At 59.4% G+C, this 26,516-nt stretch carries 22 protein-coding genes; 13 read left to right on the forward strand and 9 right to left on the reverse strand.

Features of this window, described 5'->3' with window-relative positions:
* Positions 1 to 45: 45 nt before the first annotated feature.
* Both MHX53_RS00400 and MHX53_RS00405 read right to left on the reverse strand, forming a co-directional pair.
* Complete coding sequence (locus MHX53_RS00400; protein WP_239270857.1) at positions 46 to 288, reverse strand: hypothetical protein; 243 nt, start codon at positions 286 to 288, stop codon at positions 46 to 48.
* A 78-nt stretch (positions 289 to 366) separates the two neighbouring features.
* Positions 367 to 1,437 (reverse strand): NAD(P)-dependent oxidoreductase, encoded by a 1,071-nt coding sequence (locus MHX53_RS00405; protein WP_239270858.1) that lies wholly within the window; start codon positions 1,435 to 1,437, stop codon positions 367 to 369.
* Positions 1,438 to 1,655: 218 nt separating this feature from the next.
* On the opposite strand from MHX53_RS00405, the gene clpB reads away from it, so the two are divergent.
* Positions 1,656 to 4,280: an ATP-dependent chaperone ClpB gene (gene clpB, locus MHX53_RS00410; protein WP_239270859.1), complete on the forward strand. Its 2,625-nt coding sequence runs from the start codon at positions 1,656 to 1,658 to the stop codon at positions 4,278 to 4,280.
* Positions 4,281 to 4,521: 241 nt separating this feature from the next.
* On the opposite strand, the gene MHX53_RS00415 is transcribed toward clpB, so the two are convergent.
* Complete coding sequence (locus MHX53_RS00415; RefSeq protein ID WP_239270860.1) at positions 4,522 to 4,905, reverse strand: MerR family transcriptional regulator; 384 nt, start codon at positions 4,903 to 4,905, stop codon at positions 4,522 to 4,524.
* 181 nt (positions 4,906 to 5,086) lie between these two features.
* Between MHX53_RS00415 and MHX53_RS00420 the strand changes: the two genes are divergently transcribed.
* Positions 5,087 to 6,610, forward strand: coding sequence for a SulP family inorganic anion transporter (locus MHX53_RS00420; protein WP_239270861.1), 1,524 nt, complete (start codon positions 5,087 to 5,089; stop codon positions 6,608 to 6,610).
* Between the two features lie 386 nt (positions 6,611 to 6,996).
* On the opposite strand, the gene MHX53_RS00425 is transcribed toward MHX53_RS00420, so the two are convergent.
* A complete protein-coding gene (locus tag MHX53_RS00425) occupies positions 6,997 to 7,782 on the reverse strand; it encodes an exodeoxyribonuclease III (RefSeq protein ID WP_239270862.1) in 786 nt (261 codons plus the stop codon).
* Positions 7,783 to 7,836: 54 nt separating this feature from the next.
* On the opposite strand from MHX53_RS00425, the gene MHX53_RS00430 reads away from it, so the two are divergent.
* The 6 genes from MHX53_RS00430 (at position 7,837) to MHX53_RS00455 (ending at position 13,957) form a co-directional block, all read left to right on the forward strand.
* Positions 7,837 to 8,625: an SDR family NAD(P)-dependent oxidoreductase gene (locus tag MHX53_RS00430; protein ID WP_239270863.1), complete on the forward strand. Its 789-nt coding sequence runs from the start codon at positions 7,837 to 7,839 to the stop codon at positions 8,623 to 8,625.
* 354 nt (positions 8,626 to 8,979) lie between these two features.
* The gene (pyrE, locus tag MHX53_RS00435; protein ID WP_239270864.1) at positions 8,980 to 9,561 is read left to right on the forward strand and encodes an orotate phosphoribosyltransferase; all 582 of its coding nucleotides are present in this window, start codon (positions 8,980 to 8,982) and stop codon (positions 9,559 to 9,561) included.
* A 186-nt stretch (positions 9,562 to 9,747) separates the two neighbouring features.
* Positions 9,748 to 10,632: an ATP-binding cassette domain-containing protein gene (locus MHX53_RS00440; RefSeq protein WP_239270865.1), complete on the forward strand. Its 885-nt coding sequence runs from the start codon at positions 9,748 to 9,750 to the stop codon at positions 10,630 to 10,632.
* Complete coding sequence (locus tag MHX53_RS00445) at positions 10,629 to 12,194, forward strand: ABC transporter permease (protein ID WP_239270866.1); 1,566 nt, start codon at positions 10,629 to 10,631, stop codon at positions 12,192 to 12,194. The genes MHX53_RS00440 and MHX53_RS00445 overlap by 4 nt, the downstream gene beginning before the upstream one ends.
* The gene (locus tag MHX53_RS00450; RefSeq protein ID WP_239270867.1) at positions 12,191 to 12,811 is read left to right on the forward strand and encodes a TrmH family RNA methyltransferase; all 621 of its coding nucleotides are present in this window, start codon (positions 12,191 to 12,193) and stop codon (positions 12,809 to 12,811) included. Before MHX53_RS00445 ends, MHX53_RS00450 begins: the two co-directional genes overlap by 4 nt.
* A gap of 48 nt (positions 12,812 to 12,859) precedes the next feature.
* Positions 12,860 to 13,957, forward strand: a complete 1,098-nt coding sequence (locus MHX53_RS00455; RefSeq protein WP_239270868.1) for a hypothetical protein — start codon at positions 12,860 to 12,862, stop codon at positions 13,955 to 13,957.
* A gap of 69 nt (positions 13,958 to 14,026) precedes the next feature.
* Here the strand turns inward: MHX53_RS00455 and MHX53_RS00460 are convergent, their stop codons facing one another.
* The 4 genes from MHX53_RS00460 to MHX53_RS00475 all read right to left on the reverse strand — a co-directional run bounded on the left by MHX53_RS00460 (position 14,027) and on the right by MHX53_RS00475 (position 19,151).
* Positions 14,027 to 15,112 (reverse strand): NADP-dependent oxidoreductase, encoded by a 1,086-nt coding sequence (locus MHX53_RS00460; protein WP_239270869.1) that lies wholly within the window; start codon positions 15,110 to 15,112, stop codon positions 14,027 to 14,029.
* Positions 15,113 to 15,203: 91 nt separating this feature from the next.
* Complete coding sequence (locus MHX53_RS00465; RefSeq protein WP_239270870.1) at positions 15,204 to 16,355, reverse strand: acyl-CoA dehydrogenase family protein; 1,152 nt, start codon at positions 16,353 to 16,355, stop codon at positions 15,204 to 15,206.
* A gap of 70 nt (positions 16,356 to 16,425) precedes the next feature.
* The gene (locus tag MHX53_RS00470; RefSeq protein WP_102238926.1) at positions 16,426 to 17,610 is read right to left on the reverse strand and encodes an acyl-CoA dehydrogenase family protein; all 1,185 of its coding nucleotides are present in this window, start codon (positions 17,608 to 17,610) and stop codon (positions 16,426 to 16,428) included.
* An 83-nt stretch (positions 17,611 to 17,693) separates the two neighbouring features.
* The gene (locus MHX53_RS00475; protein ID WP_239270871.1) at positions 17,694 to 19,151 is read right to left on the reverse strand and encodes an MFS transporter; all 1,458 of its coding nucleotides are present in this window, start codon (positions 19,149 to 19,151) and stop codon (positions 17,694 to 17,696) included.
* Positions 19,152 to 19,315: 164 nt separating this feature from the next.
* Between MHX53_RS00475 and fbaA the strand changes: the two genes are divergently transcribed.
* Positions 19,316 to 20,338 (forward strand): class II fructose-bisphosphate aldolase, encoded by a 1,023-nt coding sequence (gene fbaA, locus MHX53_RS00480; RefSeq protein WP_239270872.1) that lies wholly within the window; start codon positions 19,316 to 19,318, stop codon positions 20,336 to 20,338.
* Positions 20,339 to 20,773: 435 nt separating this feature from the next.
* Here the strand turns inward: fbaA and MHX53_RS00485 are convergent, their stop codons facing one another.
* A complete protein-coding gene (locus tag MHX53_RS00485) occupies positions 20,774 to 22,318 on the reverse strand; it encodes an alanine/glycine:cation symporter family protein (protein ID WP_239270873.1) in 1,545 nt (514 codons plus the stop codon).
* 152 nt (positions 22,319 to 22,470) lie between these two features.
* On the opposite strand from MHX53_RS00485, the gene MHX53_RS00490 reads away from it, so the two are divergent.
* From MHX53_RS00490 to MHX53_RS00505, 4 genes are read left to right on the forward strand one after another with little or no spacing between them, the layout of a single operon-like run.
* Positions 22,471 to 23,724 carry an FAD/NAD(P)-binding oxidoreductase gene (locus MHX53_RS00490; RefSeq protein ID WP_239270874.1) on the forward strand — a complete coding sequence of 418 codons (1,254 nt, stop codon included), beginning with the start codon at positions 22,471 to 22,473 and terminating at the stop codon, positions 23,722 to 23,724.
* Positions 23,725 to 23,782: 58 nt separating this feature from the next.
* The gene (locus tag MHX53_RS00495; protein WP_204515034.1) at positions 23,783 to 24,631 is read left to right on the forward strand and encodes an ABC transporter permease; all 849 of its coding nucleotides are present in this window, start codon (positions 23,783 to 23,785) and stop codon (positions 24,629 to 24,631) included.
* Complete coding sequence (locus tag MHX53_RS00500; protein ID WP_239270875.1) at positions 24,615 to 25,418, forward strand: ABC transporter ATP-binding protein; 804 nt, start codon at positions 24,615 to 24,617, stop codon at positions 25,416 to 25,418. The genes MHX53_RS00495 and MHX53_RS00500 overlap by 17 nt, the downstream gene beginning before the upstream one ends.
* 19 nt (positions 25,419 to 25,437) lie before the next feature.
* Positions 25,438 to 26,514, forward strand: coding sequence for a glycosyltransferase family 2 protein (locus tag MHX53_RS00505; protein WP_239270876.1), 1,077 nt, complete (start codon positions 25,438 to 25,440; stop codon positions 26,512 to 26,514).
* Positions 26,515 to 26,516 lie beyond the last annotated feature (2 nt).

Raw genomic sequence — 26,516 nt, forward strand, 5'->3', positions numbered from 1 at the left:
CGGCGCAAAGCGAGCGAAACTGCGCAATATAACGCGCTGTTTCGCTCACTTTCCGCCGTTTGGCGCCGTGGCCGTACGAGCTTCTTGGGCTCCGTCAGTTTGAACGTTGACAGTAATGTCTTCGTATGCGGGACCGTCCTCTGTCCACGCCTCGATGATGCCTCGAGCCTCGTCTATAACAGCTGAGAGGCTGGTCGCCTGTCCTGTAGCGCTGAGGGACGGAATCGTAAAAACCCATCGGTCGCCTTCACGGTGGGTGACCACGTCGTAGTCCGTTTTCATGCTCATCAGATCCACTCCTTCGTGATGACTATGAGTGTACGCGTGTAGAGCACACGCGTCAGGCCCAGCGCTACCCCCGCTCCGCTACTCGTGGTCTTCGGGCAACTCGCCCGTGCGAGGCGCCAAACCCTGCACCGGGTGTACACCCAGCAACGTGTTCAAACGTGACAGGTTCAAGGTGCGGTCATGCACCAACTGCCGCACTGCAAACCGGGTCAGCAACGGCCGAGCCTTCGCGCGCGCCTTCTTCAACACCTCAGGATTCTGACGCGCCATCGCTTTCTCAATCTTCTTAGCACCGCCAGCCATTTTGGCCTTGCGCTCCCACCACCAGGCCTTGAGCTTGCTCAGGTCAGCAGGCATTTCCTCGAACTTCACAATGTTGTGCGACTCAGAGCGTGCCAGGATCGTGTTGATGGCCTTCTGTAGCACATACGGTTCGGGGTCGCCCACGTTGATGGGTCCGTTGATGTGCGGGTTCTTGATTGCCGCCTCAACGGCGGCAACCGCGTTGTCGATGTGGCACAGCGTAATCCGCTTCTTACCTCCGGCCGGCAAAGGCAGCACCCCATTTTCGACCCGCTTCAGGATGTACGGCATGGTGTTCCTGTCGCCAGCGCCGTAAATGGGGCCGGGGCGCAAAATGACAGCGTCGGGGCGCACGCGGTGAACCACCCGCTCGGCCTCCACCAGCGACCGCTCCAACTCCGAGGTGTACCGCCCCACCGTTACCAACGCGGACTCCTCGTACGCGCCGTCCAGATCCACCTGCGGGTCATAAACAAGAGCGCACGAAAAGTGGATGAAGTGAGTGTTGGGGAACGCGTCAAGCACATTGCGGGTGCCCGTCACGTTCACGGCGTGGGCATAACTCGAGGTCATCCAGTCGTTCATGCAACCGGCAGTGTGGACGACCGCCTGGGCGGCTTCCGCGCGTTCTTTAACGACCTCGGGCGCGGAGTAACGAATATCCCAATCAAGGTGCCATACGCCGGGACGCTGGCGAGTGTTAGGCAGTCCAATGTCGCCAGTCAGCGGTTCAGCGAAGTCCGGGCACGTGCGACTCAGGCTAATAACTTGGTGTCCGCTTTCTGCTAGCGAACGAGCAACCGCGCCACCCACAAAACCCGAAGCGCCGGTGACCACAATGGACATGAAACCTCTTTCTCGTGTACTCGCTCTTTAGGTTATCGCCTTCATTCGCTGACGCTGTACGCACACACAGCCGCAGGCAAAACGAACGCGATTTTCTCTCACAACTTCACGCACTTTTTCATGCCATTTTCAAAGTTGAGCGGAATAGACTCAACCCTGAGAGTGTTGAAGATTTCAGAAGCTCAAAGTCTGAAGCTTAGAAGTGTGAAAGGAATCTGATGGACGCTAAATTTACCTCGCGTTCGCAGGAGGCTCTGTCTGCTGCCATTAAGGATGCGGTCAACCGTGGCAACAACCAGGTTGAACCGTCGCACCTGGTCAGCGCCCTCCTCGAACAGAATGACAGTATCGCGGGTGCGCTCGTCACCGCTCTTGGTGCCGACCCAGCTGAAATCGCCCGCGAAGCCACCGCCTTGTCAGCGGCACTGCCGTCGCTGTCAGGCTCGACCGTGAGCCAACCGCAGCTCAGCCGCCAGGGCCTGCAGCTCATCAACAACGCTGAGCGCGAAATGCAGGGCCTGGGCGACCAGTTCGTCTCCACGGAACACCTGTTGCTGGCGGCAACCCAAGACACCGGTGAAATGGGTCGTGTTTTAACCGGCCGAGGTGTCACCCGCCAAGCGCTGTTGGACGCGCTTCCCAGCGTGCGTGGGGGCAAGAAAGTGACAAGTGAAAATCCGGAGGACACGTTCCAGTCGCTGGAGAAGTTCGGCGTGGACTTAACCGCGGCGGCGCGTGAAGGCAAGCTAGACCCGGTGATCGGGCGTGACTCAGAGATCCGGCGCGTGGTGCAGGTGCTTTCGCGGAGGACCAAGAACAACCCGGTGCTCATTGGTGAACCCGGCGTGGGTAAGACCGCGGTGGTTGAAGGCCTGGCCCAGCGCATTGTGGCCGGTGACGTGCCTGAGTCGCTGCGCAACAAAACGCTCATCAGCCTTGACCTGTCAGCGATGGTTGCAGGCGCTAAGTACCGAGGCGAGTTCGAGGAACGCCTCAAGGCTGTCCTGGAAGAGATCAAGGCTTCCGACGGGCAGATCGTGACGTTCATCGACGAGATCCACACGGTCGTAGGTGCGGGTGCTACGGGCGATTCAGCGATGGATGCGGGCAACATGCTCAAGCCCATGTTGGCGCGCGGTGAGTTGCGCCTGGTGGGTGCGACCACGCTGGATGAGTACCGCGAAAACATCGAAAAGGACCCAGCTCTTGAGCGCAGGTTCCAGCAGGTGTTCGTGGGCGAGCCAAGTGTCGAAGACACCGTAGCGATTCTACGCGGACTCAAGGAGCGTTACGAAGCGCACCACAAGGTGACCATTTCAGACGGTGCCCTGGTGGCCGCTGCCGCTTTGTCCAACCGCTACATCACGGGGCGTCAGCTCCCTGACAAAGCGATTGACCTGGTGGATGAGGCTGCGAGCCGTCTACGCATGGAAATCGACTCGGCCCCGATTGAGATCGACGAGCTCCAGCGAGCGGTCGACCGGTTGAAGATGGAAGAGATGGCCCTGGTCAACGAGTCCGACGACGCATCGAAGGAACGCCTGGAAGCCCTGCGTGAGGACCTGGCGGACAAGCAGGAGAAACTTGCTGGGCTCAACGCCACGTGGGAGGCGCAGCGTGCTGGCCTCAACCGCGTGGGTGAGTTGAAAAAGAAGCTGGATAACCTGCGTAGCCAGGCTGAGATCGCCCGCCGAGACACCGACCTGGAAACCGCCTCGCGCCTGCTATACGGCGAGATTCCTTTGGTAGAAAAGGAGATCGCTGAGGCTGAGGCTCAGGAAGCTAAGCAGGCGGCCAGTAACGACGCCGCTGGCGTTGGCAAGCGGATGGTGAATGAGCAGGTGGGTTCGGATGACATCGCCGAGGTGGTTTCCGCCTGGACGGGTATCCCCGCCGGACGTCTGTTGCAGGGCGAGCGAGAGAAGTTGCTGCACGCCGAGGACGTGATTGGCAAGCGTCTCATTGGGCAGAAGAAGGCTGTTGAGGCTGTGTCCGATGCGATCCGCCGTTCCCGTGCTGGTGTGTCAGACCCCGACAGGCCCACGGGTTCGTTCCTGTTCTTGGGACCCACGGGTGTGGGTAAGACGGAGCTTGCCAAGTCGCTGGCTGACTTCCTGTTCGATGACGAGCGTGCGCTGGTGCGTATCGACATGAGTGAGTACGGCGAGAAGCACAGTGTGTCGCGCCTTGTGGGTGCGCCTCCAGGGTACGTGGGTTACGAAACCGGTGGCCAGCTGACCGAGGCGGTGCGTCGCCGGCCGTATTCGGTGGTCCTGCTTGACGAGGTGGAGAAGGCTCACCCCGATGTGTTCGACATTCTGTTGCAGGTGCTCGACGACGGGCGTTTGACTGACGGTCAGGGACGGACTGTGGACTTCCGCAATACGATCTTGATTTTGACGTCGAACTTGGGTTCGCAGTTCCTTGTAGATCAGAATTTGGATGACAAGCAGAAGCGTGACTCTGTCATGGGTGTAGTGAACGCGGCGTTTAAGCCGGAGTTCCTCAACCGCTTGGACGACATCGTCATGTTCGATGCTCTGAGCACCGAGGACCTCACGCACATCGTGGACCTGCAGATCGCGTCGATGCAGAACCGCTTGAGTGAACGTCGCCTGACGCTTGTGGTCACGCCGGCTGCCAGTGAATGGTTGGCGCTCGAAGGCTACGACCCAGCGTACGGTGCAAGGCCGCTACGTCGCTTGGTGCAGCGTGAGATCGGGGACAAGCTGGCTAAGGAGATCCTGGCCGGACACATCCACGACGGCGACACCGTTACCGTGGACCGCGGGGATGAGTTCGCAGGCGAAGGCCTGCTCATCTCTTCCGCAGGCGAACGGTAGGGGAGTGTTACGGTAGCGCTGGTCCGCCGAGGAGGCAGACGGCTGGTCGGGTCACCTCGGCCGAGGTCGGCTGGCTCCAGTGCCTGAGTGTGCCGTGTGAGGGCTTCTTCGGCTGGGGGGCGATTGCTGTGACCATCAACCCCCTCTACTGTGAGTCGGAGTTCTCCGTCGATGCTTTGCGGTATCTGTTGGCGAACCCGCTCTACGCTGGCGCAACTAGCGTATCGGAGCTGGCTCGTGCTCAGTCCGAAGAATGCTCGATCAACTGCGCGATGAACTCGTCAGCCGCGTCAAGTTGCTTGGCGAGCTTCACGCGGCGCTTCTCCGCGTCAGCCCGGAAGTCGTGCAGCTCCCTGCGGGCGCTCTCGGCGGCTGCGTTGTCTCCGTCGGCACCGTCCAGAGCGCGGAGGAGATTGCCCATCTGCTCCAGCGAGTACCCCAGGGGCTTCATCCGGCGGATGAGCATGAGCCTGTCACAGTCTCCCTCTGTGTAGAGGCGGAAACCACCTTCAGAGCGCCCGGAAGGCGTCAACAGCCCGATCTCGTCGTAGTGGCGGATCGTGCGCAACGACAGCCCGGTCCGCTCAGCAAGCTCTCCGATGTGCATCGTCCCGGTCCTGGACATGGTGCAACTCCCTCTCGATTCGCTCCCAACCCTCACGTTACGTTAGAGTTGACTTCGTGCCCGCGCCTTGTGCCGGGCATCCTCCCGACTGCCGGACCCCGAGCTGGGCGGCGACGGGCGCGCGCACACACTTCAATGTGTGTCACATCCGACCCACCCAGAGCCTTGGAGGCCTGCCCCCATGACGACAGCGGCCATGACGACCGATGACCGGAGCCGGTACCAGCCCGAACCCTCAGTGCTAACCGCGCTGAAGACGCCAAGGATCCTCGCTCGTGAGGTCCTGGGCGGCCTTGTGGTCGCGCTTGCACTGATCCCCGAGGCAATCAGCTTCTCGATCATTGCAGGAGTCGATCCCAAGGTCGGATTGTTCTCCTCCTTCGTTATGGCTGTAACCATCGCATTCGTCGGTGGACGTCCCGCGATGATCAGCGCGGCGACAGGAGCGATCGCCCTAGTCATTGCTCCTGTGGTTCGTGAGTACGGGCTGGACTACCTCATCGCCACCGTGTTGCTCGCGGGCGTACTACAAATCGTACTAGCGGTGTTCGGGGTGGCGAAGTTGATGCGGTTCATCCCCCGCAGTGTCATGGTCGGCTTCGTCAACGCCCTGGCGATCCTGATCTTCATGGCCCAGGTACCCGAGCTCGTCGACGTGCCTTGGGCAGTCTATCCACTCGTTGCCGTGGGGCTCGTGATCATGATCTTCATGCCGAAGATCACCAAAGTGATCCCCGCCCCACTGGTGTCGATCGTGCTAGTCACCGCTGCCGTGGTGGTCTTCGCCATCAACGTGCCCGCCGTGGGAGACAAAGGAGAGCTGCCACGCAGCCTGCCCGAGCTGTTCATCCCGGACGTGCCGCTCACGTGGGAGACACTGACGATCATCGCTCCCTACGCGCTTGCTATGGCGCTCGTTGGACTGATGGAGTCACTGATGACAGCCAAGCTGGTTGACGATATCACCGATACGCACTCGAACAAGACCCGTGAATCCTGGGGGCAGGGTGTGGCCAACCTCGTCTCCGGCTTCTTCGGCGGCATGGGTGGCTGCGCGATGATCGGGCAAACATTGATCAACGTAAAGGCCTCCGGAGCCCGCACCCGCATTTCTACGTTCTTCGCCGGTGTATTCCTGCTTGTACTCATCGTGGTTCTCGGAGATGTCGTGGCGATCATCCCCATGGCGGCACTGGTCGCAGTGATGATTATGGTCTCGGTCGGCACATTCGACTGGCACTCGATCAAGCCCTCCACATTGAAGCGGATACCTAAGTCCGAGACGACCGTCATGGTCATTACGGTGGCAGTGGTCGTTGCGACCCATAACCTTGCGATTGGTGTCGTCGTCGGGGTGTTCGTCGCGTCGGTGATGTTTGTGCGCCGTGTCGCCCATCTCATCGACGTGCGTCGCGAGGTCACCGAGCAGGGCGACGCACCTGTTGCGCACTACACGGTCGAGGGGCAGCTGCTGTTCGCCTCCAGCAACGATCTCACCACAATGTTCGAGTATGCCGACGACCCCGAACGCGTGGTCATCGACCTCACGAAGTCGCACGTCTGGGACGCCTCGACTGTCGCCGCGCTCGACGCGATTGAGGCGAAGTATGAACAGCACGGCAAGAGTGTCGAGTTCGTCGGCATGAACGAGTACACGACCGCATTCCACGCGCGGCTCACGGGAGGACTTGGCAACGGGCACTGACGTCATCCGCGTTGCTCGCTGTCGCGATGGCAACTGCGGCTCAGCCGCGGGCGGCAGCCTGCTCAGCTGGTGTCATGACTCGGATATGCGCTACGGGTTGCCGGTCAGGGTGGATCCGGGTGTGCGAAAAAGACCATATTGAACCGTTTAACCACCAGGATTCCCAAAATGGTGGGTTGATTGTGGCGGAGAATTTGCATCCGTTGTGTAAGCGGTACCATCAACGAATACCAAGCAATCGGACACGAAACCGCCTACCGCACTGAAACTGAGAATGCTCAGGAGGCAGGGGAAGTGCTAAACGGTGACACCCGCCCAGGCAACCCAGCGAAGAACCACCACCATTCTGATCAGACTCGCTCTAGACCAAAAACCGGAGCAAGCGCCTACAGTTGGTAATCCACCCACACCGGGGCGTGGTCGGAAGCCCCCTTGCCTTTGCGCTCATCCCGGTCGATGAACGCGTCCGTCGCACGTTCGGCAAGCTCAGTCGACGCCAGCTGGAAGTCAATGCGCATCCCTTGCTTCTTGGGAAAACGCAGCTGCTGATAATCCCAGAACGTGTACACGCCAGGGCCAGGCGTGAACTGGCGGGTCACCTCGGTCAGACCGGCAGAAATCAAACCATTGAACGCATCGCGTTCAGGCTGAGACACGTGCGTGGCGCCCTCAAACGCGGCCATATCCCACACGTCCTCATCCAACGGCGCCACGTTGAAATCCCCACACAATACAAACGGCACGTCCTGCTCCATCCGTGCCAAGGCTTCGTTACGCAACTGCGCCAACCACTCCAACTTGTACGCATAATGCGGGTGGTCCAGCTCGCGCCCATTGGGCACATACAGCGAATACGTGCGCACGTCGCCGGTTACGGCCGAAATCGCTCGCGCCTCTACCTGGTCGTCATCCCCGAAACCGGGTATGCCCTCAAACCCGACCTCAACATCGTCGAGCCCCACGCGGCTGGCCACAGCCACCCCATTCCACTGATTGAGCCCATGGAACGCCACCTGGTACCCACGATCCTCAAAAATATGAGCCGGGAACTGTGCATCCTTACACTTCAGCTCCTGGATCGCCAACACATCCACATCCGACCGGTCCAAAAACGCGCCAATCCGCTCGGCCCGAGCCCTGACAGAGTTCACATTCCACGTAACAATTCGCACCCACTCACCATATCGTTGAAGGACCACCCCACAACCACCTCGGAGGTCTAAACCGTGGACACGCCTTCCCAAGGACCCAAATTGCGCACCGCCCCACCCCGCACTGACACCCCACCCCGCGCCCTCATCACCGGCGCCACCAGCGGAATCGGGCACGCGTTCGTCCACCAGCTCGCCGCCGAAGGGTATGACGTCATCGCGGTCGCCCGCACGCAAAACGACCTCGAACAACTGGACGCTGAACCCCTGCCCGCCGATCTCTCCACCCACCTTGGCATCACCACCGTCGTCCGCGAACTGGAAACCCGCCAGGTTGACGTTCTCATCAACTGCGCCGGGTTCGGCGTGCGCACCTCCACCCTGGACACCCCGGCCCACCAACTCACCGCCCAGTCGATGGTCATGAACGAAGCGGTGCGCACGCTCAGCTGGCACGCGGCAAAGAAAATGGTCGCCCGAGGTCGTGGCGGCATTGTCAACGTCACTTCTCTGGCCGCGGTGACCACGCAAGGAACCTACGCAGCCGAAAAATCCGCGGCCACCATCTTTACCGAATCACTCGCTCACGACCTGCGTGGCACCCCCGTCACGTGCACCGCCGTGCTTCCTGGATTCGTCTCAACCGAGTTTCATCAACGCATGGGCGTAGGCCGTGAATTCCCTGACTGTGTGTGGATGGAGCCGGCAGAAGTCGCCCGGATTGCACTACGGGATGCTCGCGCCGGTAAGACCATAAGTGTGCCCGGACTGGGATACCAGGTCTTATATGGGCTTTCGCAGGTCACACCTCGGCCACTCATGCGGGCGCTCAGCGGCGGTTTTCAATGGAAACGCACCCGGTGACGCAGGTCCGCGCCAGGGGAATTTTGGCGGCTCAGACAGTCCCTGCGACCGGCATTCGCGCAGGTGAGTATCCGTACGACGCAACTTTTATCTAGACCGTCAAAAAAGTAGGGTCAAGATCACTAAAAATGATCGAGAAAAATTTGTTGAGACCTGAATTATCTAATACAATTTTGGTACGTAGTTCCGGTGGGGATCGGAGCTACGCAACGGACGTATGGGGATGCGTCCGGGTACTCGAGGGGAGTATGACAAAACCCCGGGCTTGATGATGAACGTCGCCCGGGGTTTTGCAATTCATTGGAACGCTTCACCCATACGCACCACCCTCACGCATGTCAGTAGACTGGAACCATGACGTCACGTACACCTGAACAGATCGCTCAGACCAAGTCACAGCTCCTTGCCCTCATTGACGAACTCGCCGTTGTGCGCGGCAAAGTCACACTGTCATCCGGCAAAGAAGCTGACTACTACCTCGACCTCCGTCGCATCACCCTGGACCACCGCTCTGCTCCACTGGTCGGCGACGTCATGCTGGACCTTTTCGAAGAACACGGACTCCTCAACGACCTGGACGCTGCCGGTGGCCTCACCATGGGCGCAGACCCAGTCGGTACCGCCATCATGCACGCGTCCGTTCAACGGAACACCCCCGTTGACGCGTTCGTTGTCCGCAAACAAGCCAAAGAACACGGCATGGGGCGCCGGGTCGAAGGCCCAGACGTCAAAGGCAAGCGCGTCATCGCAGTAGAAGACACCTCCACCACCGGCGGATCAGTCCTCACCGCAGTCGAAGCGCTACGTGAAGCCGGCGCAAACGTCGTCGCCGTCGCCGTCGTCATGGACCGTGGCACCGGCGCAAAAGAACGCGTCGAAGCTGAAGGACTCCCGTACCTCATCGCACTGTCAAGCGCAGATCTGGGCCCCGAGTAAAGGCCCAGCGCCACGGTCACAGCCACCGCCCGGCGCAACTGTATGTGTCTCCCTGAGAGATGACACATAACGCCAACACGCTCAGGGCGCTACAGTGGGTTCTCGGACGAAACGTGCACTGTGCTGCTAGAGACTCCCAGAGACACTCTTAGCTACGCCTAGATACACAACGCAAAGGACTACCCAGTGCTGGAACTTTCAGACATAACAGTGAAAACGGAGCGCAAAACGTGGCTCCGTGACATCAGCCTCAGCGTCGAACCAGGACTGATCACTGGCGTGATCGGCGCCCGCGGCTCAGGGAAGACCGAACTGGTCCGGGCAATCATGGGCCTCATCGAAACCGACTCGGGCACCATCACCCTCGAAGGCCGCGAACTGGGCTACGGGGACCGCCAGAACTTTGGTTACTTGCCAGCCGAACGTGGCGGGTACCCTCACATGAAGGTCATGGAGCAGATCGTGTACTTTGCACGCCTGCACGGCATGACGCTGGGAGCCGCCGAACGCAACGCTGTCACGCTTCTGGCTCGCCTGGATCTGTCCGACCGCGCCTACGCACCCCTCCACAACCTCTCCGGTTCCGAAGTCGCGTGCGTGGAAATCGCCTCGGTCATTGCGGCCGACCCGGACGTAGTCGTCCTCGACGAACCCTTCACCGGGCTCGACATGAAGTCGGCAGACCTGGTCCTCTCCCTCCTCCGCGACCACGCAGAATCTGGCGTGCCGGTGATCTTCACCTCCGACGACTGGGACGAAACCCAGCGGTACGCTGACCAGATCGTGGTCCTAAGCCACGGCGAAATCGTGGAACATGACGACGTTGAAGCGCTGCGCAAGAAGGGCAAGCCCACCTACCGCGCTGAGTTTGTGAACGAAAAGGGTGCTAAGGACGCCGAGGCGGCCCTCGCCGAAATCGTCAGCGGCGACTTTGTACGCAAAGGCTCCATCGTCGAATTCCAGACGAGCGACATCAACCGTGCGCTCAACGCCGTGAACGGACTGAGCGGACTGCGTAACTTCACCACGCAGCCGGCAAACCTCGAAGAACTTTTCAAGGAGCGTGTATGAGCCAGGACAAAAGTTCAAAGAAGCCAAAGATCGACATCTCGACAACCTCTGGCAAATCTTCTAAGGACAGCGCGAACCTCAGTGGCAATGGGAGCACCCCGGTAGACCCGCACAACATGGCGCTTGAACTTCCCGCCGACGACGGTTCCATGACAGAGGCGACGGTTGTCACCTCGGACGACCTTCCTGAGGAACTCCGCGACACCCGCCCCACCGACGACGGACCCAAAACCGGACTGGTGTCAGAGTTTCGCGACCTGACCTTTGGGCAGAGCGCGTTCCTCGTGTCCAACCGTGAAACCTCGGCAGTGTCGCGTAGCCCCATCTTCTACCTGACCACGTTGATCATCGGTCTTGTCGTGATCGCGGGGCTGATCTTTGGTGTGCAACGCGCCAACCAGCAGTCTGGCGAAGCTGGCGGAGGCACCATCGCCACCGTGGGCATGGGCCAACAAGCCGCCCAGATTGAGCAGCAGACTGGGCTGAAAATCCACGACACTAATTCGCCACAAGAGGCAGAACAAGCGGTGCGTGACGGCAAAGCCGACGCCGCCTTCATCGCGGACCCCACCGGTATGGGCGCTCCTAAGATCATCGCGTTGGACAAGAAGCCAACCCGCGTTCTCTCCGCACTGCAGCCAGAACCAGAAGTCACATACCTGGAACAGCCAGCAGTGAACTACCAGGTCGCTCAGCCTGTTGCGATCGGCTTGGCGGGACTGTTGATCGCCGGAGCCCTCACGCTCGCGTTCGCCATGTATACCAACCTGCGCGTGGAAAAGCGCCACCGGATCGGCGAGGTCCTAGCAGCCACCATCCCACCAAAGTCCTCAGCAGTAGGACGTGTTCAGGGCTTGACCACGCTCAGCGTCGTGTACGTGCTGGTCGCAGTGGCAATCCTGTTCATGGGCATGTCCGTGACCTCGTTTACTGGTCAAGCAATCGCCATGCTTCCGGCAATTGGCTGGTTCGCCGCGCTGTACCTAGTCACCGTGTGCGCAACCCTGGGTCTCTTCCTGTGGGCTTCCAACATTGTGGGGCGGCGCGCTCGCCAAATCACGATTGGTGTGGTGTGTGCCCTGGTGATCGTGGGTGCGTTCCTTCCGCTGATCTTCGCGACCAACCCCGCTGTGATGAAGGTCCTGGTCTACGTGCCGTTCACCGCGCCAGTCGCCAACGTGCTTCACTTCCTGGGTGCTAACGCCGAATGGTGGCACGGCCTGCTCGCAGTGGGCATCAGCCTGCTGTTCGCGCTGATCGTTGTGGCCATTGCGGCCGCTTCGTACCAGGCCAACCTGTTGCGCGGAACCGGCCGCGAGACCTTGTCCGCCAGCCAGAAGAAGCGCCTCAAAGAGCGCTCGAATGACTCTGGTTCTGACAAGGATGACAAGGACTCTAAGGACGACAAGGCCTCCAAGGGCGACAAGGCCTCGAAGAAGGAAGAAAAGAAATCCGCCGAGGTGGATTCGAAGTCTGACTCGAAAAAGAAGGTTGGTGCTAAGGCCGGAACGAAAGCCAGCGCGAAAGCCAGCAAGAAGCCTTCAGCAGGCGACGACAAATGACGGAACACCAGATCGGGGTGGGGCCCTGGGAGGGGCCTCTTCCTGATCACGACCGCTACGACCCGGAACTGCTAGAACAAGGCGACCGGCGGAATGTGATCGACAAGTACCGGTACTGGACACTTGAAGCGATCGTCGCCGACCTTGACCGCACACGACACGGGTTTCACGTGGCAGTAGAAAACTGGCAACATGACCTGAACATCGGCTCCGTCGTGCGCACCGCCAACGCATTCAACGCCGCCGCGGTACATATCGTGGGGAAGAAGCGATGGAACAGGCGTGGAGCCATGGTCACCGACCGTTACCAGCACATCTACCACCACGAAACGGCTGAGGTCCTTGCACAGTGGTGCAAGGACCGTGAACTCCCGCTCATTGGGATCGACAACTTCCCCGACTCGGTTGCTCTGGAAACTTATGACCTGCCACGCGATTGCGTGTTCCTCTTTGGTCAAGAAGGACCTGGGCTCACCGAGGAAGCGCACCTAGCGTGCGAGGCAGTTCTTTCGATCGAACAGTACGGTTCAACCCGATCCATGAACGCCGCCGCGGCCGCAGCAATCGCAATGCACGCGTGGATTCGGCGTTGGGAATTCGGCCAGGCTGTAACCTAGATAACGACACACGCTCACGTTGGAAAGCAGGCAACCTTGGGTGCAACATTGACAGCAACATCACGTCACCGTTCCGGCCCCACACGTATCAAGAAAGCAATCGCATGCCTCCTGGCTGTGGTGTGCGCATTTGCGTTGAGCGCGTGCGTCAAACTCAACAGTGACCTCAAGATCTCCAAAGATCTGCTGATCAGCGGTTCGATTCTGTTCCAGGTCGACTCCACCGCATTTGAAAGTCAGCTCGGGCAAGCTCCCAATGTCCAAGACGAGATTCAAGAGATACAGTCGAAGCTTCCGCCCGAAGTGACTGTGAAAGAAGCGTCCGACGACGTCTATAAGGGCTATGAACTCACGTTCACCAAAATGAAGCCCGAAGACTTCACTGCATTCTGCGAAGAACAGTTGAACGGGGCCTTTGGGCGCGACATGTCGATTGAGAAAACCGACAACGGGACCATCAAGTTCTCGATGGCGAACCCGCTGACCATGGATCTCGGGGGCGCGTATGGGTCAGGTAACCCGTTTTCCAACCCGTATTTGGGAACCGGGAGCACTCCTTCTGCCAAAGGAATGATGGATGAGTCGATCATCAAGTTCACCTTCCCCGGCAAAGTCATTTCAGCAGACGGCGCCGATGTCCAAGGCAAAACAGTCACCTGGAATCTCAAGACCTATGACGGAGAAACGCTGACCGCTGAAGCTAAGGCAAGCGGATTCCCGTGGCTCGTGGTCATCATCGTCGCGGTCGTTCTGGTGATCCTCTTGATCGTTGGTGGCATCATCCTGCTGGTCGTGATGTCCAAGAAGAAAAAATCCAAGCAACCGCAACAGCCCGGGTTCCCAGGGGCTTTTCCACCCGCCGGTGGACAACCTGGCGGCGGATACCCGGCCGGTGGAAGCCAGTTTGGTAGCCAGCCGGGCGGACAACCTGGCGGATACGGCTCTGCACCGCAAGGAGGCTTCCCACCTGCCGGCGGGCAACCCGGTGGTCAACCCGGTGGTGGCCAGTACGGAAGCCAGCCGGGAGGGTTCGGTTCTGCCCCACAGGGTGGATACGGTTCAGCTCCACAACCGTATAACCCGTCACAGGGCAACCCTGGCAACTCTGACGGTCGGTTCCAGCCACCCCCACCCGGAGCGTACTGACAACCACTGACAGGAAAAGCCCCGGAGCACACGGCACGTGCTCCGGGGCTTTTCCTGCCAGCACAACCGCTAGTCAGCGAACTTCACAATGGTTTTACCGAAGTTCTTGCCCTCCAACATGCCCACAAAAGCATCGACCGTGTTCTCAAACCCGTTCGTGATGTCCTCCAGGTACTTCACCTTGCCGGACGCAACCCATTCAGTCATGTCTTTCAAGAACTGTGGCTCAAGGTCACGAACGAACTCAGACTGAATGAACCCACGGATCGTGAGCGACTTAGCCAGTGAGAGCATCATGAGTTTCTCCATGCCACCGGCAGGCGACGGGTCGGTTGTCCCGTTGTAATTGGCCACAAGACCGCACACCGGCACACGAGCAAACGTGTTCAGCAACGGCATGACCGCCTGCCACACCGTGCCACCGACGTTCTCAAAGTACACGTCGATACCTGACGGTGCAGATTCCTCGCCAGCACCTCGGCGGCTTACGACCGCGCCACCGCGCTCAACCCACGAACCCTTACCAACCGCATCACGCAGGTTCTGTTTGAAGTCCGGGTCACGGTGGTCTGCGCACACGTCGAACCCAAACTCACGCAACTGCTCAACTTTCTGAGGGCCACCAGCGATACCCACCGCGCGGGCACCCTTGATCTTCGCAATCTGGCCCACAGCGGAACCAACCGGGCCGGTAGCTGCGGCAACCGCGACGGTCTCACCCGGCTGCGGCTTCCCGATCTCCAACAGGCCCGCATACGCAGTGAACCCAGGCATTCCCAAAACACCCAAGGCCGTGGTTACCGGAACAACATCCGGGTCCAACTTACGCACGTACTTGGCACGCTCCACCGAGTACGTCTGCCAACCGCCGTACCCCAGCACAATGTCACCGTTACTGAAGCCGTCAGCGTTGGAGTCAACGACCTCGGCGACGGTGGCACCCACCATCACCTCACCCAACTCAACGGGCTTGGCGTACGACTTCGCCTCCGACAAACGACCCCGCATGTACGGGTCCAGCGACAAGTACAACGTGCGCAACAACAGCTCACCCTCACCGGGCGCGCGCACCGGGATCTCCTTGACCGCAAACGTGTTCGCATCAGGCGCGCCGGCTGGGCGCTCATTCAAAACATACGCTTTCGAAACCGTCATTTTCTCTCCTTTGAGTGTCCACCTGTTCTGGATAAAAATCTAAAGATAAAGGGCTCCAGCGCACAACAGCACCGGAGCCCTTCCATGCAGACTACTTGAGGTCTGCAGCTTCTGGCTTGATGAGGCCACCCAGAGCGGAGAGCTCGCGCGTGACTTCTTCCTTCGAGTCAAACGTCCGCGGAATCACCGTCAGGCGCTTGGCGTAGTGACCAATAGGGTATTCCATGGTCATACCGATTCCACCGTGCATCTGGATTGCTTCTTGCGAGATCAGGCGGGCCGTGTCGTCGATGACGTACTTGGCGGCCAGGACATCGCGGTGGCGGGTCTCCGAGGTGCCGTCCGGGTCCTGCGTGATTGCCAACTTGGCGTACAGGGCCATCGACTTGGCGAACTCGAGTGCCGCGTACAGGTCAGACGCGCGGTGCTGCAGCACCTGGTTGACACCAATCGGCGCACCGAACTGCTCACGGGTCTTCAGGTACTCCGCCGTCATCTTCAGGGACACTTCCATGGCACCCACGGCCTCGGAAGCCAAGGCAGCGTTAGCGATGTCCAGCACGCGCTGCACGGCGTCCTGTGCGTCCTGTCCCACGACCGTGCCCAGCTGGGTGGCTGGGGCGCTGTCAAAGGTCACGTGCGCTGTGCTCAGGCCGTCAGCCTGCGTGCGCTGGTCCACGGTGACACCCTGCGCGTCAGCCTGCACCAGGTACAGGGCCAGACCCTGCTCCGACTGTGCCGTGACCACGAACGTGTGCGCCTGCGCGCCACCTACAACGTTGCTCTTTTCACCACTGATCTGCACCTGACCAGAGCCCACGGCCTTGGTCTGTGGCGCGGTCACGTCGTAGAACGAACCAGGTTCCTGAGCAGCGAACGCCATACGCGTTTCACCAGCTGCGACACCAGGCAGGATCTTCGACTTCTGTTCGTCGGTTCCAGCGATGTCCACGAGCCCACCACCCAGGATCACGGTTGGCAGGTATGGTTCAAGCACAAGTGCGCGGCCAAATGCTTCCATGACCACGGCAACTTCAGCGAACGTCATGCCCGCGCCGCCGTGCTCTTCTGCAAATGGCAGGCTCATGAGGCCCAGTTCAGCGAACTGGTTCCACATGTCTTCGCTCCACCCGGCGTCCGAGGTGCGGATCGCTTCGCGGGATTCGGCGTCGTACTTTCCTTTCAGCAGGCGACCCAGGGTTGCACCCAGCTCCTGCTGTACATCTGTGAGTTCGAGATCCATTTTTGTCCTCTGTTCTAAACTCGTCGCTTCGTATTTCTACGCGGCTGTTCTAGCTGTTTGAGCTGGCTGGTTACAGGCCCAGGATGGCCTTGGAGATGATGGAGCGCTGAACTTCGGAGCTACCACCGTAGATGGAGACCTTGCGGTAGTTGAAGTAGTGCGGCATTGCGTCGCCGGCCCCGTGGGGCAGAGTCTTGCGAACTTCATCGGAGTCCACGAAGTCCAGTCCCTGTGGGCCAACCACGTCGAACAGAAGCTCGGTGATGTCCTGCTGGATCTGGGATCCGCGCAGCTTGAGCACCGAGGAGCGTGGGTCTGGGCGGTCCATGCCCTTTTCCTGCGTGGAAAGGACCCGCAGCTGGGTGAATTCGAGTGCCGTGAGTTCCGCTTCGATCTTGGTGATGCGTGCTGCGAACAGTGGGTCGTCAAGCAGGGTTCCCGCCGAGGTCTTTGTCGCCTGTGCGTAGGCCTTCGCCCGGGCGAGGGCCACCTTGGATTGACCGATGCGGGCGATTCCGGTGCGTTCGTTGCCCAGGAGGAACTTGGCGTAGGTCCAGCCCTTGTTCTCTTCACCCACCAGGTTTTCGACAGGCACTTCAACGTTGTCGAAGAACACTTCGTTGACTTCAACGCCACCGTCGATGAGCTGGATAGGACGAACCGTCACACCAGGGGTCTTCATATCGATGAGCAGGAACGAAATACCGGCCTGCTTCTTCACGTTGGGGTCGGTGCGGACCAGGTTGAAGATCCAGTCACCGTACTGACCCAGGGTGGTCCAGGTCTTCTGACCGTTCACAATGTAGGTGTCGCCCTTCTTGACCGCCGAGGTCTTGAGGCTTGCCAGGTCAGATCCGGCGTTTGGTTCCGAGAATCCCTGTGACCACCAAATGTCGAGGTTCGCGGTAGCCGGGAGGAAGCGCTCCTTGATTTCCTGTGAACCGAACGTGTCAATGACAGGCCCCACCATGGAAGCGTTGAACGGCAGTGGGGTGGGGACGCTGGCCAGCTGCATTTCTTCGAGCCAAATGTGGTGCTGGACAGGAGTCCAGTCCTGACCGCCGAATTCTTGCGACCAGTTAGGAACCGCGTATCCGTGCTTGTTGAGGATCCGCTGCGTGGTCACGATGTCGTCCTTGGTCATCTCTTGACCGATAGCGTTACGGAAACGAATGTCCTCAGGGATTTCCGTGCGGTAGAAGTGGCGCATCTTCTCGGCAAATTCGAGTTCTTCTGCGCTCAGAAGGTTGTCCATGCCTATCCTTTCGAACGGGGACTTACATAAGTCGTTCGGTAGCGGTGAACTTGACTAAACAGTCGTTCAGTTAATGCCTCATTCTATGGTGTGGGACACACTTTGGCGAAATCCGTGCGCGCCGCTGGCACCCTAAGCATCAGTACCAGGCCCAGCGCCAAAACAATCATGATCCCCAGGCCACCGGCACGCTGGAAACCAAAAATCGTGACGCACAGCGCGAACAGGGCTGGCCCTAAGAAACTCACCGCACGGCCGGTTGTTGCGTAGAGCCCGAAGTTCTCACCCGCCCGTTCAGGTGCGGTGATACGCGACAAGAACGACCTCGAGCTCGCCTGCACGGGCCCCACAAACAAACACAGCCACATGGCCGTCACCCAAAACACGGTCTTGTTCTCACTGACCAAAATGGGCACGCACCCGGCAATCAAACAGATCAGGCCGGTCACAATCACGGCCTTGGGCCCCAACCAGTCATCGAACTTGCCCGCAATCAGACACCCCACACCCGCGACAACGTTGGCGGCGATACCCAAATAAATCACCTCGGAACCGGAGAACTCATATGCTCCTGCCGCGATCACCCCGGCCATCGCAAAAATCGTGGCCAGTCCGTCGCGGAAGATCGCGGAGGCCACAAAGAACACAAACGTCGACCTCTCCACCTTGAACAGCTCCACCAAGCGGCGGATCACCCGCGCATAGTCGGCCTTCCACGCGGCGAACCCTCGCAGTTCGCGCGAGGTCGGGCGCGCAAGGGCAGCGTCTCCGGGGTCACCGCCGCCAGGGCCAGCAACACCGGGACCAGTATCCCCTGGGGCGGGCCGGGCCGACGTCCGTTTCGAAAACATGAGCGGCAAACTAAAAACGAGAAACCACACTGCAGCCAACACGGCAACTAGGCGGAAACGTAAGCCACCTTCGTCGGTTGCGCCAAAGAGCCCTACCTCGGGCTTAATCAGCGTGAACAACGCAATGAACAACAGGGCCAGTCCGCCCAAATACCCCATGGCCCAGCCAACATTCGACACCGTGCCGGCGTTTGCTGGAGTAGAAATATGGGGCAACATGCCGTTGTACGACACCTGCGCGATCTCGAAAACCACCTGCGCAATACACAGGATCACCAGGCCAGGCACAAAGTACTCGGGCGAATCCTTCACAAAGAACAAGGCCCCCATCAATGCCACCACAATCATGGTGAACGACGTGACGGCCCTGTGGTGATTAGCCTTCGAATCCGCCCGAACTCCGGCGGCCGGGGCAATCACGGCCACCAATAGACCCGCAAGCGCGGTGACAAAACCAAGCGCGGCCGTCCCCGAATCATGGTCTCCTGCCACCTTGGATGTGAGATACGGGGTGAACACGAACGTGATGATGACCGCGTTGAACGCCGCCGAACCCCAGTCCCACAGCGCCCACGCCACAATCGTGGACCGGGTAGCGGGGGCGGGTGCCTGTTCCGGAGCCATTGCCGGGTTCGCATGCGTGGCAGAGTTGCCGCCGTGCGGGGATGCCGAGGTGTCCGAAGGTTCCATACTCAGAACTGTATGCGATCAAAGTAGGTCCACGACCGTGTTCCGTGGGTCGTGTACCACTGCGGTGGCTGGCTCATGTTTTCAGAACCTAAAGTTCGGACTGTGTTAAACAGACCGTGACATACTGACAGCAAGCATCCATTTGGTACCACGAAGGAGCGTACATGCCAATCGCAACTCCCGATGCGTATGCAAACATGATCGACCGCGCAAAAGCAGAAGGTTTCGCATACCCAGCCATCAACGTAACGTCCTCACAGACAGTGATCGCGGCTCTTCGCGGATTCGCTGAAGCACAGAGTGACGGTATTTTGCAGATGTCGTTCGGTGGCGCCGAATACGCATCCGGTTCGACAGTGAAGGACAAGGTCACCGGGTCAATTGCGCTCGCAGAGTTTGCCCGCGTTGTTGCCAAGAACTACGACGTTACAGTGGCGCTCCACACCGACCACTGCCAAAAGGACAAGATCGACACCTGGGTCAAGCCGCTCATCGCTGTCAGCCAGGAACGTGTCGACCGCGGTGAAGACCCACTGTTCAACTCGCACATGTGGGACGGTTCGGCCATTGAAGTGCCAGAGAACCTGGACCTGGCCGCTGAACTGCTCGAACTCACTCACAACGCCAAGCAGATTCTGGAAATCGAAGTCGGCGCTGTTGGCGGTGAAGAAGACGGTGTCACCGGCGAAATCAACGACAAGCTCTACACCACGGTCGAAGACGGTCTGGCCACCGTTGAAAAGCTGGGGCTGGGTGAAAAAGGCCGCTACATCACTGCTCTGACCTTTGGTAACGTTCACGGTTCGTACAAGCCAGGACACGTGAAACTGCGCCCTGAAATCCTCAAGGACATTCAGGAACAGGTGGGTGCCAAGTACGGCAAGGACAAGCCGTTCGACCTGGTGTTCCACGGTGGCTCAGGCTCCACCGCGCAGGAAATCGCTGACGCTGTGAGCTACGGCGTCATCAAGATGAACATCGACACCGACACCCAGTACGCGTTCAGCCGCCCGGTCGTCGACCACATGCTGAAGAACTACGACGGCATGCTCAAGATTGACGGCGAAGTGGGTAACAAGAAGATGTATGACCCGCGTGCATGGGGCAAGCTCGCCGAGGCGGGAATGGCCGCCCGCATTGTTGAAGCCGCCCAGCAGTTGGGTTCAGCTGGTAAGTCACAGGGCTAGGCTCTCCAACGCAGAGCTAGTTTTCTCAGACCCTAGCTAAAGCACTGGGGGCACCTTCGAAAGAAGGTGCCCCCAGTGCTTTTGGACTTGGCTTTATGCCCAGGAGCGCTTCACTTGGACTGTTCCACCAAGTAGATGTGACACACCAGGCAGGCATGACCCACCAAGCAGGTGCCACGTCGCCACGCGCACAAAACCCGTTTACCCACCACCCCTCGAACAAGGTTGGTGGGTAAACACCCTTTTTGTTCATTTTGTTCACGTTTTCGGCCCAAAATCGGCCAGTTACCCACCACCCCTATGCGCAAACATCTCACTTGTGGTGGGTAACTGAGGGGCTATAGGCCCAAACAAGGGGAACGGAGACCCGACACGCCACCACACAAAAAGTCTCGGGACATCGAGTGAACGATGTCCCGAGACTTCACAGGCTATTTATTTTGCGTCGGGAGCCTTTTCGTCTGCCACCGATGAGCCCGCACCGGACTCTTGTTCAGCGATTTCTTCCCAGAGGTCAGCGTTGGCGATTCCCGCCTCGGACGGACGGAAAACCGGGTCCTTGCCCAACTTGCGCTGACGCTCGAAGTCACGCAGAACCTTGAAGGCAGGCTGCTGCAAAATCAGGATCGCAATAATGTTGAGCCACGCCATGAGCCCCACACCCACGTCACCCAGAGCCCATGCGGAACCTGAGTCGGTGGTGGCACCCACAACGCACGCAACCAGAATGAACAGCTGCAAGAAACGGAAGCCTACCTGGCGAACACGCACGTTTTCGATCTTTCGGAGGAAGAACGCCAAGTTCGTTTCGGCCATGTAGTAGTAAGCCACGATCGTGGTGAACGCGAAGAATGCGAGCGAAACCGCGATGAACGACGAACCAAGCCCCGGAATCACGGTGTCGAAACCGTTCTGCGCGAAGGCAGGTCCCACCTCGGTATCAACAGGCAGGTTTCCGTGGCCGGCGTGGAACAGCTGAGTTCCCGCCGCGTCAGAGAACACGTTGTACATTCCGGTGGACAGGATCATGAACGCGGTCGCTGAACACACGAACAACGTGTCGATGTACACCGAACCAGCCTGGACAAGACCCTGCTTGGCCGGGTGTGAAACTTCGGCCGCCGAAGCTGCGTGAGGACCGGTTCCCTGACCGGCCTCGTTGGAGTAAATACCACGCTTCACACCCCACGAAACCGCAACACCCAACATGGCACCAAACGTGGAGTCCACCCCAAATGCTGACTGCACAATCAGCGAGAAAACCGCAGGAATTTGGTCAGCGTTGACGAACACAACCACGATCGCACCCAGGATGTAGATCACTGCCATGAACGGAACAACCAGGGATGCGAACGTCGCGATGCGCTTGATTCCACCAACAATAATGAAGGCCAGAAGGATCGTGATGATGACGGCTGGAACCCACTTAGGCCAGTTCCATGCCTCTGCGGCCGCTGAAGAAATACCGTTTGCCTGCACTCCTGGAAGGAGGAAGCTCGTTGCCACAACGGTGACAAATGCGAAGACCATGGCGTACACGCTAAACAGGCCCGAAGCCTTGGTGTGACGGTAGGCGCGTTCGATGAAGAACGCGGGGCCACCTCGGTACTCGCCAGTGTCCCGGTCACGTTCCTTATAAATCTGGCCCAGAGTCGATTCGACGAAAGACGTGGACGCACCAAAGAACGCAACGATCCACATCCAGAACACAGCGCCGGGGCCACCGAAAGCGATAGCGGTAGCAACACCTGCGATGTTTCCCGTTCCCACACGTCCAGCTAGCGACATGGCGAGGGCCTGGAAACTGGAAACTCCAGCGTCGCTGCCCTTTCCAGTGAACATGTACGTGAAAATCGAGCCGATCTTGCGAAGCTGCACAACCCGTGAGCGGATTGTGAAGTACAGGCCGGCAATCAGGCACAAGTAGACGAGTGCGGGTGACCACACTACGTCGTTAATCGCGGTAACGACCGCATCCATACAAACTCCTTGGACAGGTACAAGAAAAGTGAACATTTCAAGATGTGAAATGTGTGAGACGTCACTATCCAACCCCCAAAGTGTGATATACGTCAAATTTTGCAGGCGCTTTCTGTGTTGAGGGAGCATATGCCCTGGTGTAAGCATGAAGTATGCGTGTCGTGATCATTGGAGGCGGAGCTGCAGGTACGGCCTGTGCCCACTCATTCGTCCAGACCATTTCTCAGGCTGAAAGCGGCATGGTTGACGAGTGTGGTGTCACGGTGGTGGACCGGCTCGAACAGCCGGTGGAGCTACCGCCGTTGTCGAAATCCTTAGCGGCCCAAGAACTGTCTCTGGTGCCTCACGTGCTGGGTGAGAATGTGGTTCGCGTGCAGGGGACCGTCAGCAAAGTGCGTCCGGCAGAACCCAGCGACCGCGCTCGCTACATCGTGGAAACCACGGTCGGAGAACTTCCCGCTGACGCGGTCGTCTACGCCACCGGATTGACCCCTCGCACACCTGCCTTTGACGCGCTCACCGTGTACGACCGCGCATCCACCACCCGCGCCCACCAGGCCATTCGCGCTTTAGAGCCGGGCACCTCGGTGGGGGTCCTGGGGTCAGGGTTCCTTGCCTTGGAGATTGCCCGCGGACTGGCCGACGCCGGTCACCACCCGCACGTCTACCTGCGTGGCGACCGGCCGTTGCCCAAGGTCAGCGCCCATCTGGCCCATGCGGTCGTGGCCCTGCATGAACACGTCACATTCGTGCCTCTCACCCCTGAACCCGACCCCTCGCAACACCCGCTGTGGTTCGCGGCGGTGGGGGCGACCTCGGCCGGGCCCGCACTGCCCAGCACAGAGACCAACCCAAACTCCAACCCAGAGCCCTCACCCGCGGGCTACCCCGTTAGCCCTGACCTGCAGGTTGCGGGACTCCCCGGCGTGTACGCAATAGGGGACTGCGCGCGCGTTGAGGAGGGTCCCATGAAGGGGAGTGAACCCGCCGAGGCGGCCGCCACTTCCATGGGACGCTGGCTGGGCGCGGTGTTGGGTGAGCAGGCTGCAGGCAAAAAGGCCACCGGCCAGCAACCCACTGGCCAGCAACCCACTGGCCAGCACCCCGCCAAAGAAGAACCCACCTGGACCGACGTCCCATGGCACTGGTCCTTCCAAGGCCCCGTGCGGATCTTCACTGCGGGTAAAAACCTCAGCGCAACAAACGGTGAACCGGTGCAACTGGGTGACTCAACCCGCCGAGCACAATGGCTGTTCTTTGCCCCCGACGGCACGCTTGCGCGCGTCGAAACCCTCAACAACCCCGGCGCACACAATGCGGCAAAACGCGTTTTAGCCAGCCACGACCTGCCACACAGAAGTGATGTGGATCAGACTTTTGACATGCGGGCTTGGGCAAGCCGTTAAACTGGGCTGTTCCTTTAGAATCGGGTTGTCGTTATTCGCATATGAAAGTTAATCGTCAATGAATGCTGCTGAGCTGGCCTCTGCTCACGGGCTCGAACGAGTCGGAGCAAGGCCGTCACTGTGGGAATATCTCCGGGAAGTGTGGCGCCGACGCGATTTCACATTTTCATTGGCGTTCTACCGTATCCGCTCGGAGAACCAGAGAAACCGTTTGGGCATGCTGTGGGTGCTTCTGCGCCCCACCTTTTCAGCCCTGATCTACGGTCTGGTATTCGGATTCATCATGGCGGGCTCACGCCCCCACAACTTCGTCCCATACCTGGTGATTGGGGTGTTCATCATGGAGTTTTTCAACTCCTCGATGAACGTGGGTGGAAAATCCATCATTCAAAACATGCCACTGGTGCAATCTCTGCCGTTCCCACGTGCAGTGCTACCCATTGCCACGGTGATGCAGAACCTCATCAACTTCATCCCCACGCTGGCGCTGATGATTATCATCGCGATCTTCGGAGGAGCCCGGCCACACGTGACGTGGCTCTTGTTGATCCCAATGGTCGGGATCTTCTGGGTTTTCAACCAGGGGGTCGCATTCATTTTCGCGCGTCTTACCGTCCACTTCCGGGACTTAAGCCAGATCACCCCATACATTTCACGCATGATCTTCTACACCTCGGGCGTGTTCTTTGACCCACAACCACTACTCGAGGGACGCCCCGTACTCAGCGCACTGTTCGACTGGCACCCCATGTACGAAGTGCTTTCACTTACCCGCGGCATCATCATGGAGGAATACTCCATCCCGTGGGACTACTGGTGGAGGTTCAGCATCTGGGCGGTTGTCGTGGTGTCGGTTGCCACGTGGTTCTTCTGGAAGGCGGAGGAGCGTTATGGACGAGAAGACTAATCCGGAAACTACCCCGGAAAGCGTCCTCGCAGAAAACAACACGGGGTCGCTCGAAGCCGACAACCCGGTGGTGATCGTCGACGATCTGCACATCGAGTTCAAAACCCTGGCCACTGGTAAACGCATCACCAGCGGTGGGACCAAGGGGTTCCTGCAACGCAACCGCAAGTTCAAAACGGTTCACGCGCTCAAGGGTGTGTCCTTTGTGGCCAACGCCAACGAATCGATTGGGATTATTGGTTCCAACGGTTCGGGTAAGTCCACGCTCATGCGTGCGATCACCGGTCTGATTCCACCTACCCGAGGTGCCGTGTACGCCAAGAGCCGTCCCAACCTGCTGGGTGTGGGTGCGGCACTCATTCCAGACCTGTCCGGTGGGCAGAACATCATGCTGGGTGGGCTGGCCATGGGGCTTACGCGCGAAGAAATTGAAGAGAAGTATGACGAAATCGTCGATTTCACCGGCATCCGCGACTTCATGGATATGCCCATGCGCACGTACTCATCCGGTATGTCCGCACGTTTGAAATTCGCGATCGCCACCGCAAAAGACTACGAAATCCTCATCGTGGACGAAGCGCTGTCCGTGGGTGACCGCAAGTTCCAAAAGAAGTCAGAAGACCGGATCCGCGCCATTCGCGAAAACGCCGGTACGGTGTTCCTTGTTTCGCACTCGATGCGTTCGATCCGCGACACCTGCACCCGCACCATTTGGATTGAAAAAGGCGACTTGCGCGCCGACGGCGACACCGACTCCGTAGTCCGCGAATACGAAGCGCACAAGTGAGGTCTCGCCAGTGAGGTCAGTGAAGTCGCACAAACACTCGCTCAGCCCAGAGGCTCTCCCGCCGCTGGAACCGACCCCGGGCATCACGTACATCATGCCCGTGCTCAACGAGGAAGACAGCCTGCGTGGGGCCGTCGCCGCGGTCCTGGATCAGGACTACCCGGGGCCCAAAGAGCTGATCGTCGCCATGGGGCCGTGTACGGACAACACCGCCGAGGTCGCCACCAGCATTCGTGACCCTCGCCTAACCGTGGTGGACAACCCGTCCGGTGACACGCCAACCGGTCTTAACCTCGCGGTAGCTCAAGCCCAGTATCCGGTAATCATCCGGGTCGATGCGCACTCGCAGCTAAGCGCCACGTACACGCGTGAAGCAGTTGAAACCCTACGGACAACCGGGGCGGCAAACTGTGGGGGACTCATGCACGCGCAGGGGAAGACGGCCTTCCAGAAGGCGGTGGCCCGCGCCTACATGTCCCGTTTGGGGCTGGGTGGTCCCGCATATCATTCGGGGGATGAGGCGCAGGAGTCTGAGTCGGCGTATTTGGGTGCGTTCCGGGCCGAGGTGTTCGACACCTTGGGTGGTTTTGATGCCACTCTGCGCAGGGGGCAGGACTGGGAGCTGAACCTGCGGATCCGGGAAGCAGGCGGAAAAGTCTGGTTCAACCCGCGCATGGAGGTCACATACTGGCCACGCACCACGTGGAAGAAGCTGGCACAACAGTTTTACGCAACGGGTATTTGGCGAGCCGAGATCGTGCGCCGTCACGGCTCCAAGAACGGCATCCGATACTTCGTGCCACCCGTCCTGGTTATTGGGTTGAGCGCTGCTGTGTTGGAGACGATCGCGCAACTAACTGGGGCCACTAAACGCTGGCCCAAATGGTTGGCCCGTTTCACGTCCCTGGTGCATATCCCCAGTTGTGCGTATGTGAGCGCCATCGTTGCAAATACTCTGCGCCAAAAGGGCGCAGGTGTACGCGAAAAAGCATGGTTTGCAGTAGTCTTGCCCACCATGCACATCGCGTGGGGATCGGGATTTTTGCGGGGCCTCGTCACCGGAGCAAACAAAGACAACGTTGACCGTAGCCGGTAGGG

This window comes from Brevibacterium sp. ACRRH, assembly GCF_022346365.1.
Classification (GTDB): Bacteria; Actinomycetota; Actinomycetes; order Actinomycetales; family Brevibacteriaceae; genus Brevibacterium; species Brevibacterium paucivorans.

What these genes read in the sequence shown, in the direction of transcription:
- MHX53_RS00400 (WP_239270857.1), bottom strand. Translation starts at nt 288, where the DNA reads ATGAGCATGAAAACGGACTACGACGTGGTCACCCACCGTGAAGGCGAC.
- MHX53_RS00405 (WP_239270858.1), bottom strand. Translation starts at nt 1,437, where the DNA reads ATGTCCATTGTGGTCACCGGCGCTTCGGGTTTTGTGGGTGGCGCGGTT.
- clpB (WP_239270859.1), top strand. Translation starts at nt 1,656, where the DNA reads ATGGACGCTAAATTTACCTCGCGTTCGCAGGAGGCTCTGTCTGCTGCC.
- MHX53_RS00415 (WP_239270860.1), bottom strand. Translation starts at nt 4,905, where the DNA reads ATGTCCAGGACCGGGACGATGCACATCGGAGAGCTTGCTGAGCGGACC.
- MHX53_RS00420 (WP_239270861.1), top strand. Translation starts at nt 5,087, where the DNA reads ATGACGACAGCGGCCATGACGACCGATGACCGGAGCCGGTACCAGCCC.
- pyrE (WP_239270864.1), top strand. Translation starts at nt 8,980, where the DNA reads ATGACGTCACGTACACCTGAACAGATCGCTCAGACCAAGTCACAGCTC.
- MHX53_RS00445 (WP_239270866.1), top strand. Translation starts at nt 10,629, where the DNA reads ATGAGCCAGGACAAAAGTTCAAAGAAGCCAAAGATCGACATCTCGACA.
- MHX53_RS00450 (WP_239270867.1), top strand. Translation starts at nt 12,191, where the DNA reads ATGACGGAACACCAGATCGGGGTGGGGCCCTGGGAGGGGCCTCTTCCT.
- MHX53_RS00460 (WP_239270869.1), bottom strand. Translation starts at nt 15,112, where the DNA reads ATGACGGTTTCGAAAGCGTATGTTTTGAATGAGCGCCCAGCCGGCGCG.
- MHX53_RS00465 (WP_239270870.1), bottom strand. Translation starts at nt 16,355, where the DNA reads ATGGATCTCGAACTCACAGATGTACAGCAGGAGCTGGGTGCAACCCTG.
- MHX53_RS00470 (WP_102238926.1), bottom strand. Translation starts at nt 17,610, where the DNA reads ATGGACAACCTTCTGAGCGCAGAAGAACTCGAATTTGCCGAGAAGATG.
- MHX53_RS00475 (WP_239270871.1), bottom strand. Translation starts at nt 19,151, where the DNA reads ATGGAACCTTCGGACACCTCGGCATCCCCGCACGGCGGCAACTCTGCC.
- fbaA (WP_239270872.1), top strand. Translation starts at nt 19,316, where the DNA reads ATGCCAATCGCAACTCCCGATGCGTATGCAAACATGATCGACCGCGCA.
- MHX53_RS00485 (WP_239270873.1), bottom strand. Translation starts at nt 22,318, where the DNA reads ATGGATGCGGTCGTTACCGCGATTAACGACGTAGTGTGGTCACCCGCA.
- MHX53_RS00490 (WP_239270874.1), top strand. Translation starts at nt 22,471, where the DNA reads ATGCGTGTCGTGATCATTGGAGGCGGAGCTGCAGGTACGGCCTGTGCC.
- MHX53_RS00495 (WP_204515034.1), top strand. Translation starts at nt 23,783, where the DNA reads ATGAATGCTGCTGAGCTGGCCTCTGCTCACGGGCTCGAACGAGTCGGA.
- MHX53_RS00500 (WP_239270875.1), top strand. Translation starts at nt 24,615, where the DNA reads ATGGACGAGAAGACTAATCCGGAAACTACCCCGGAAAGCGTCCTCGCA.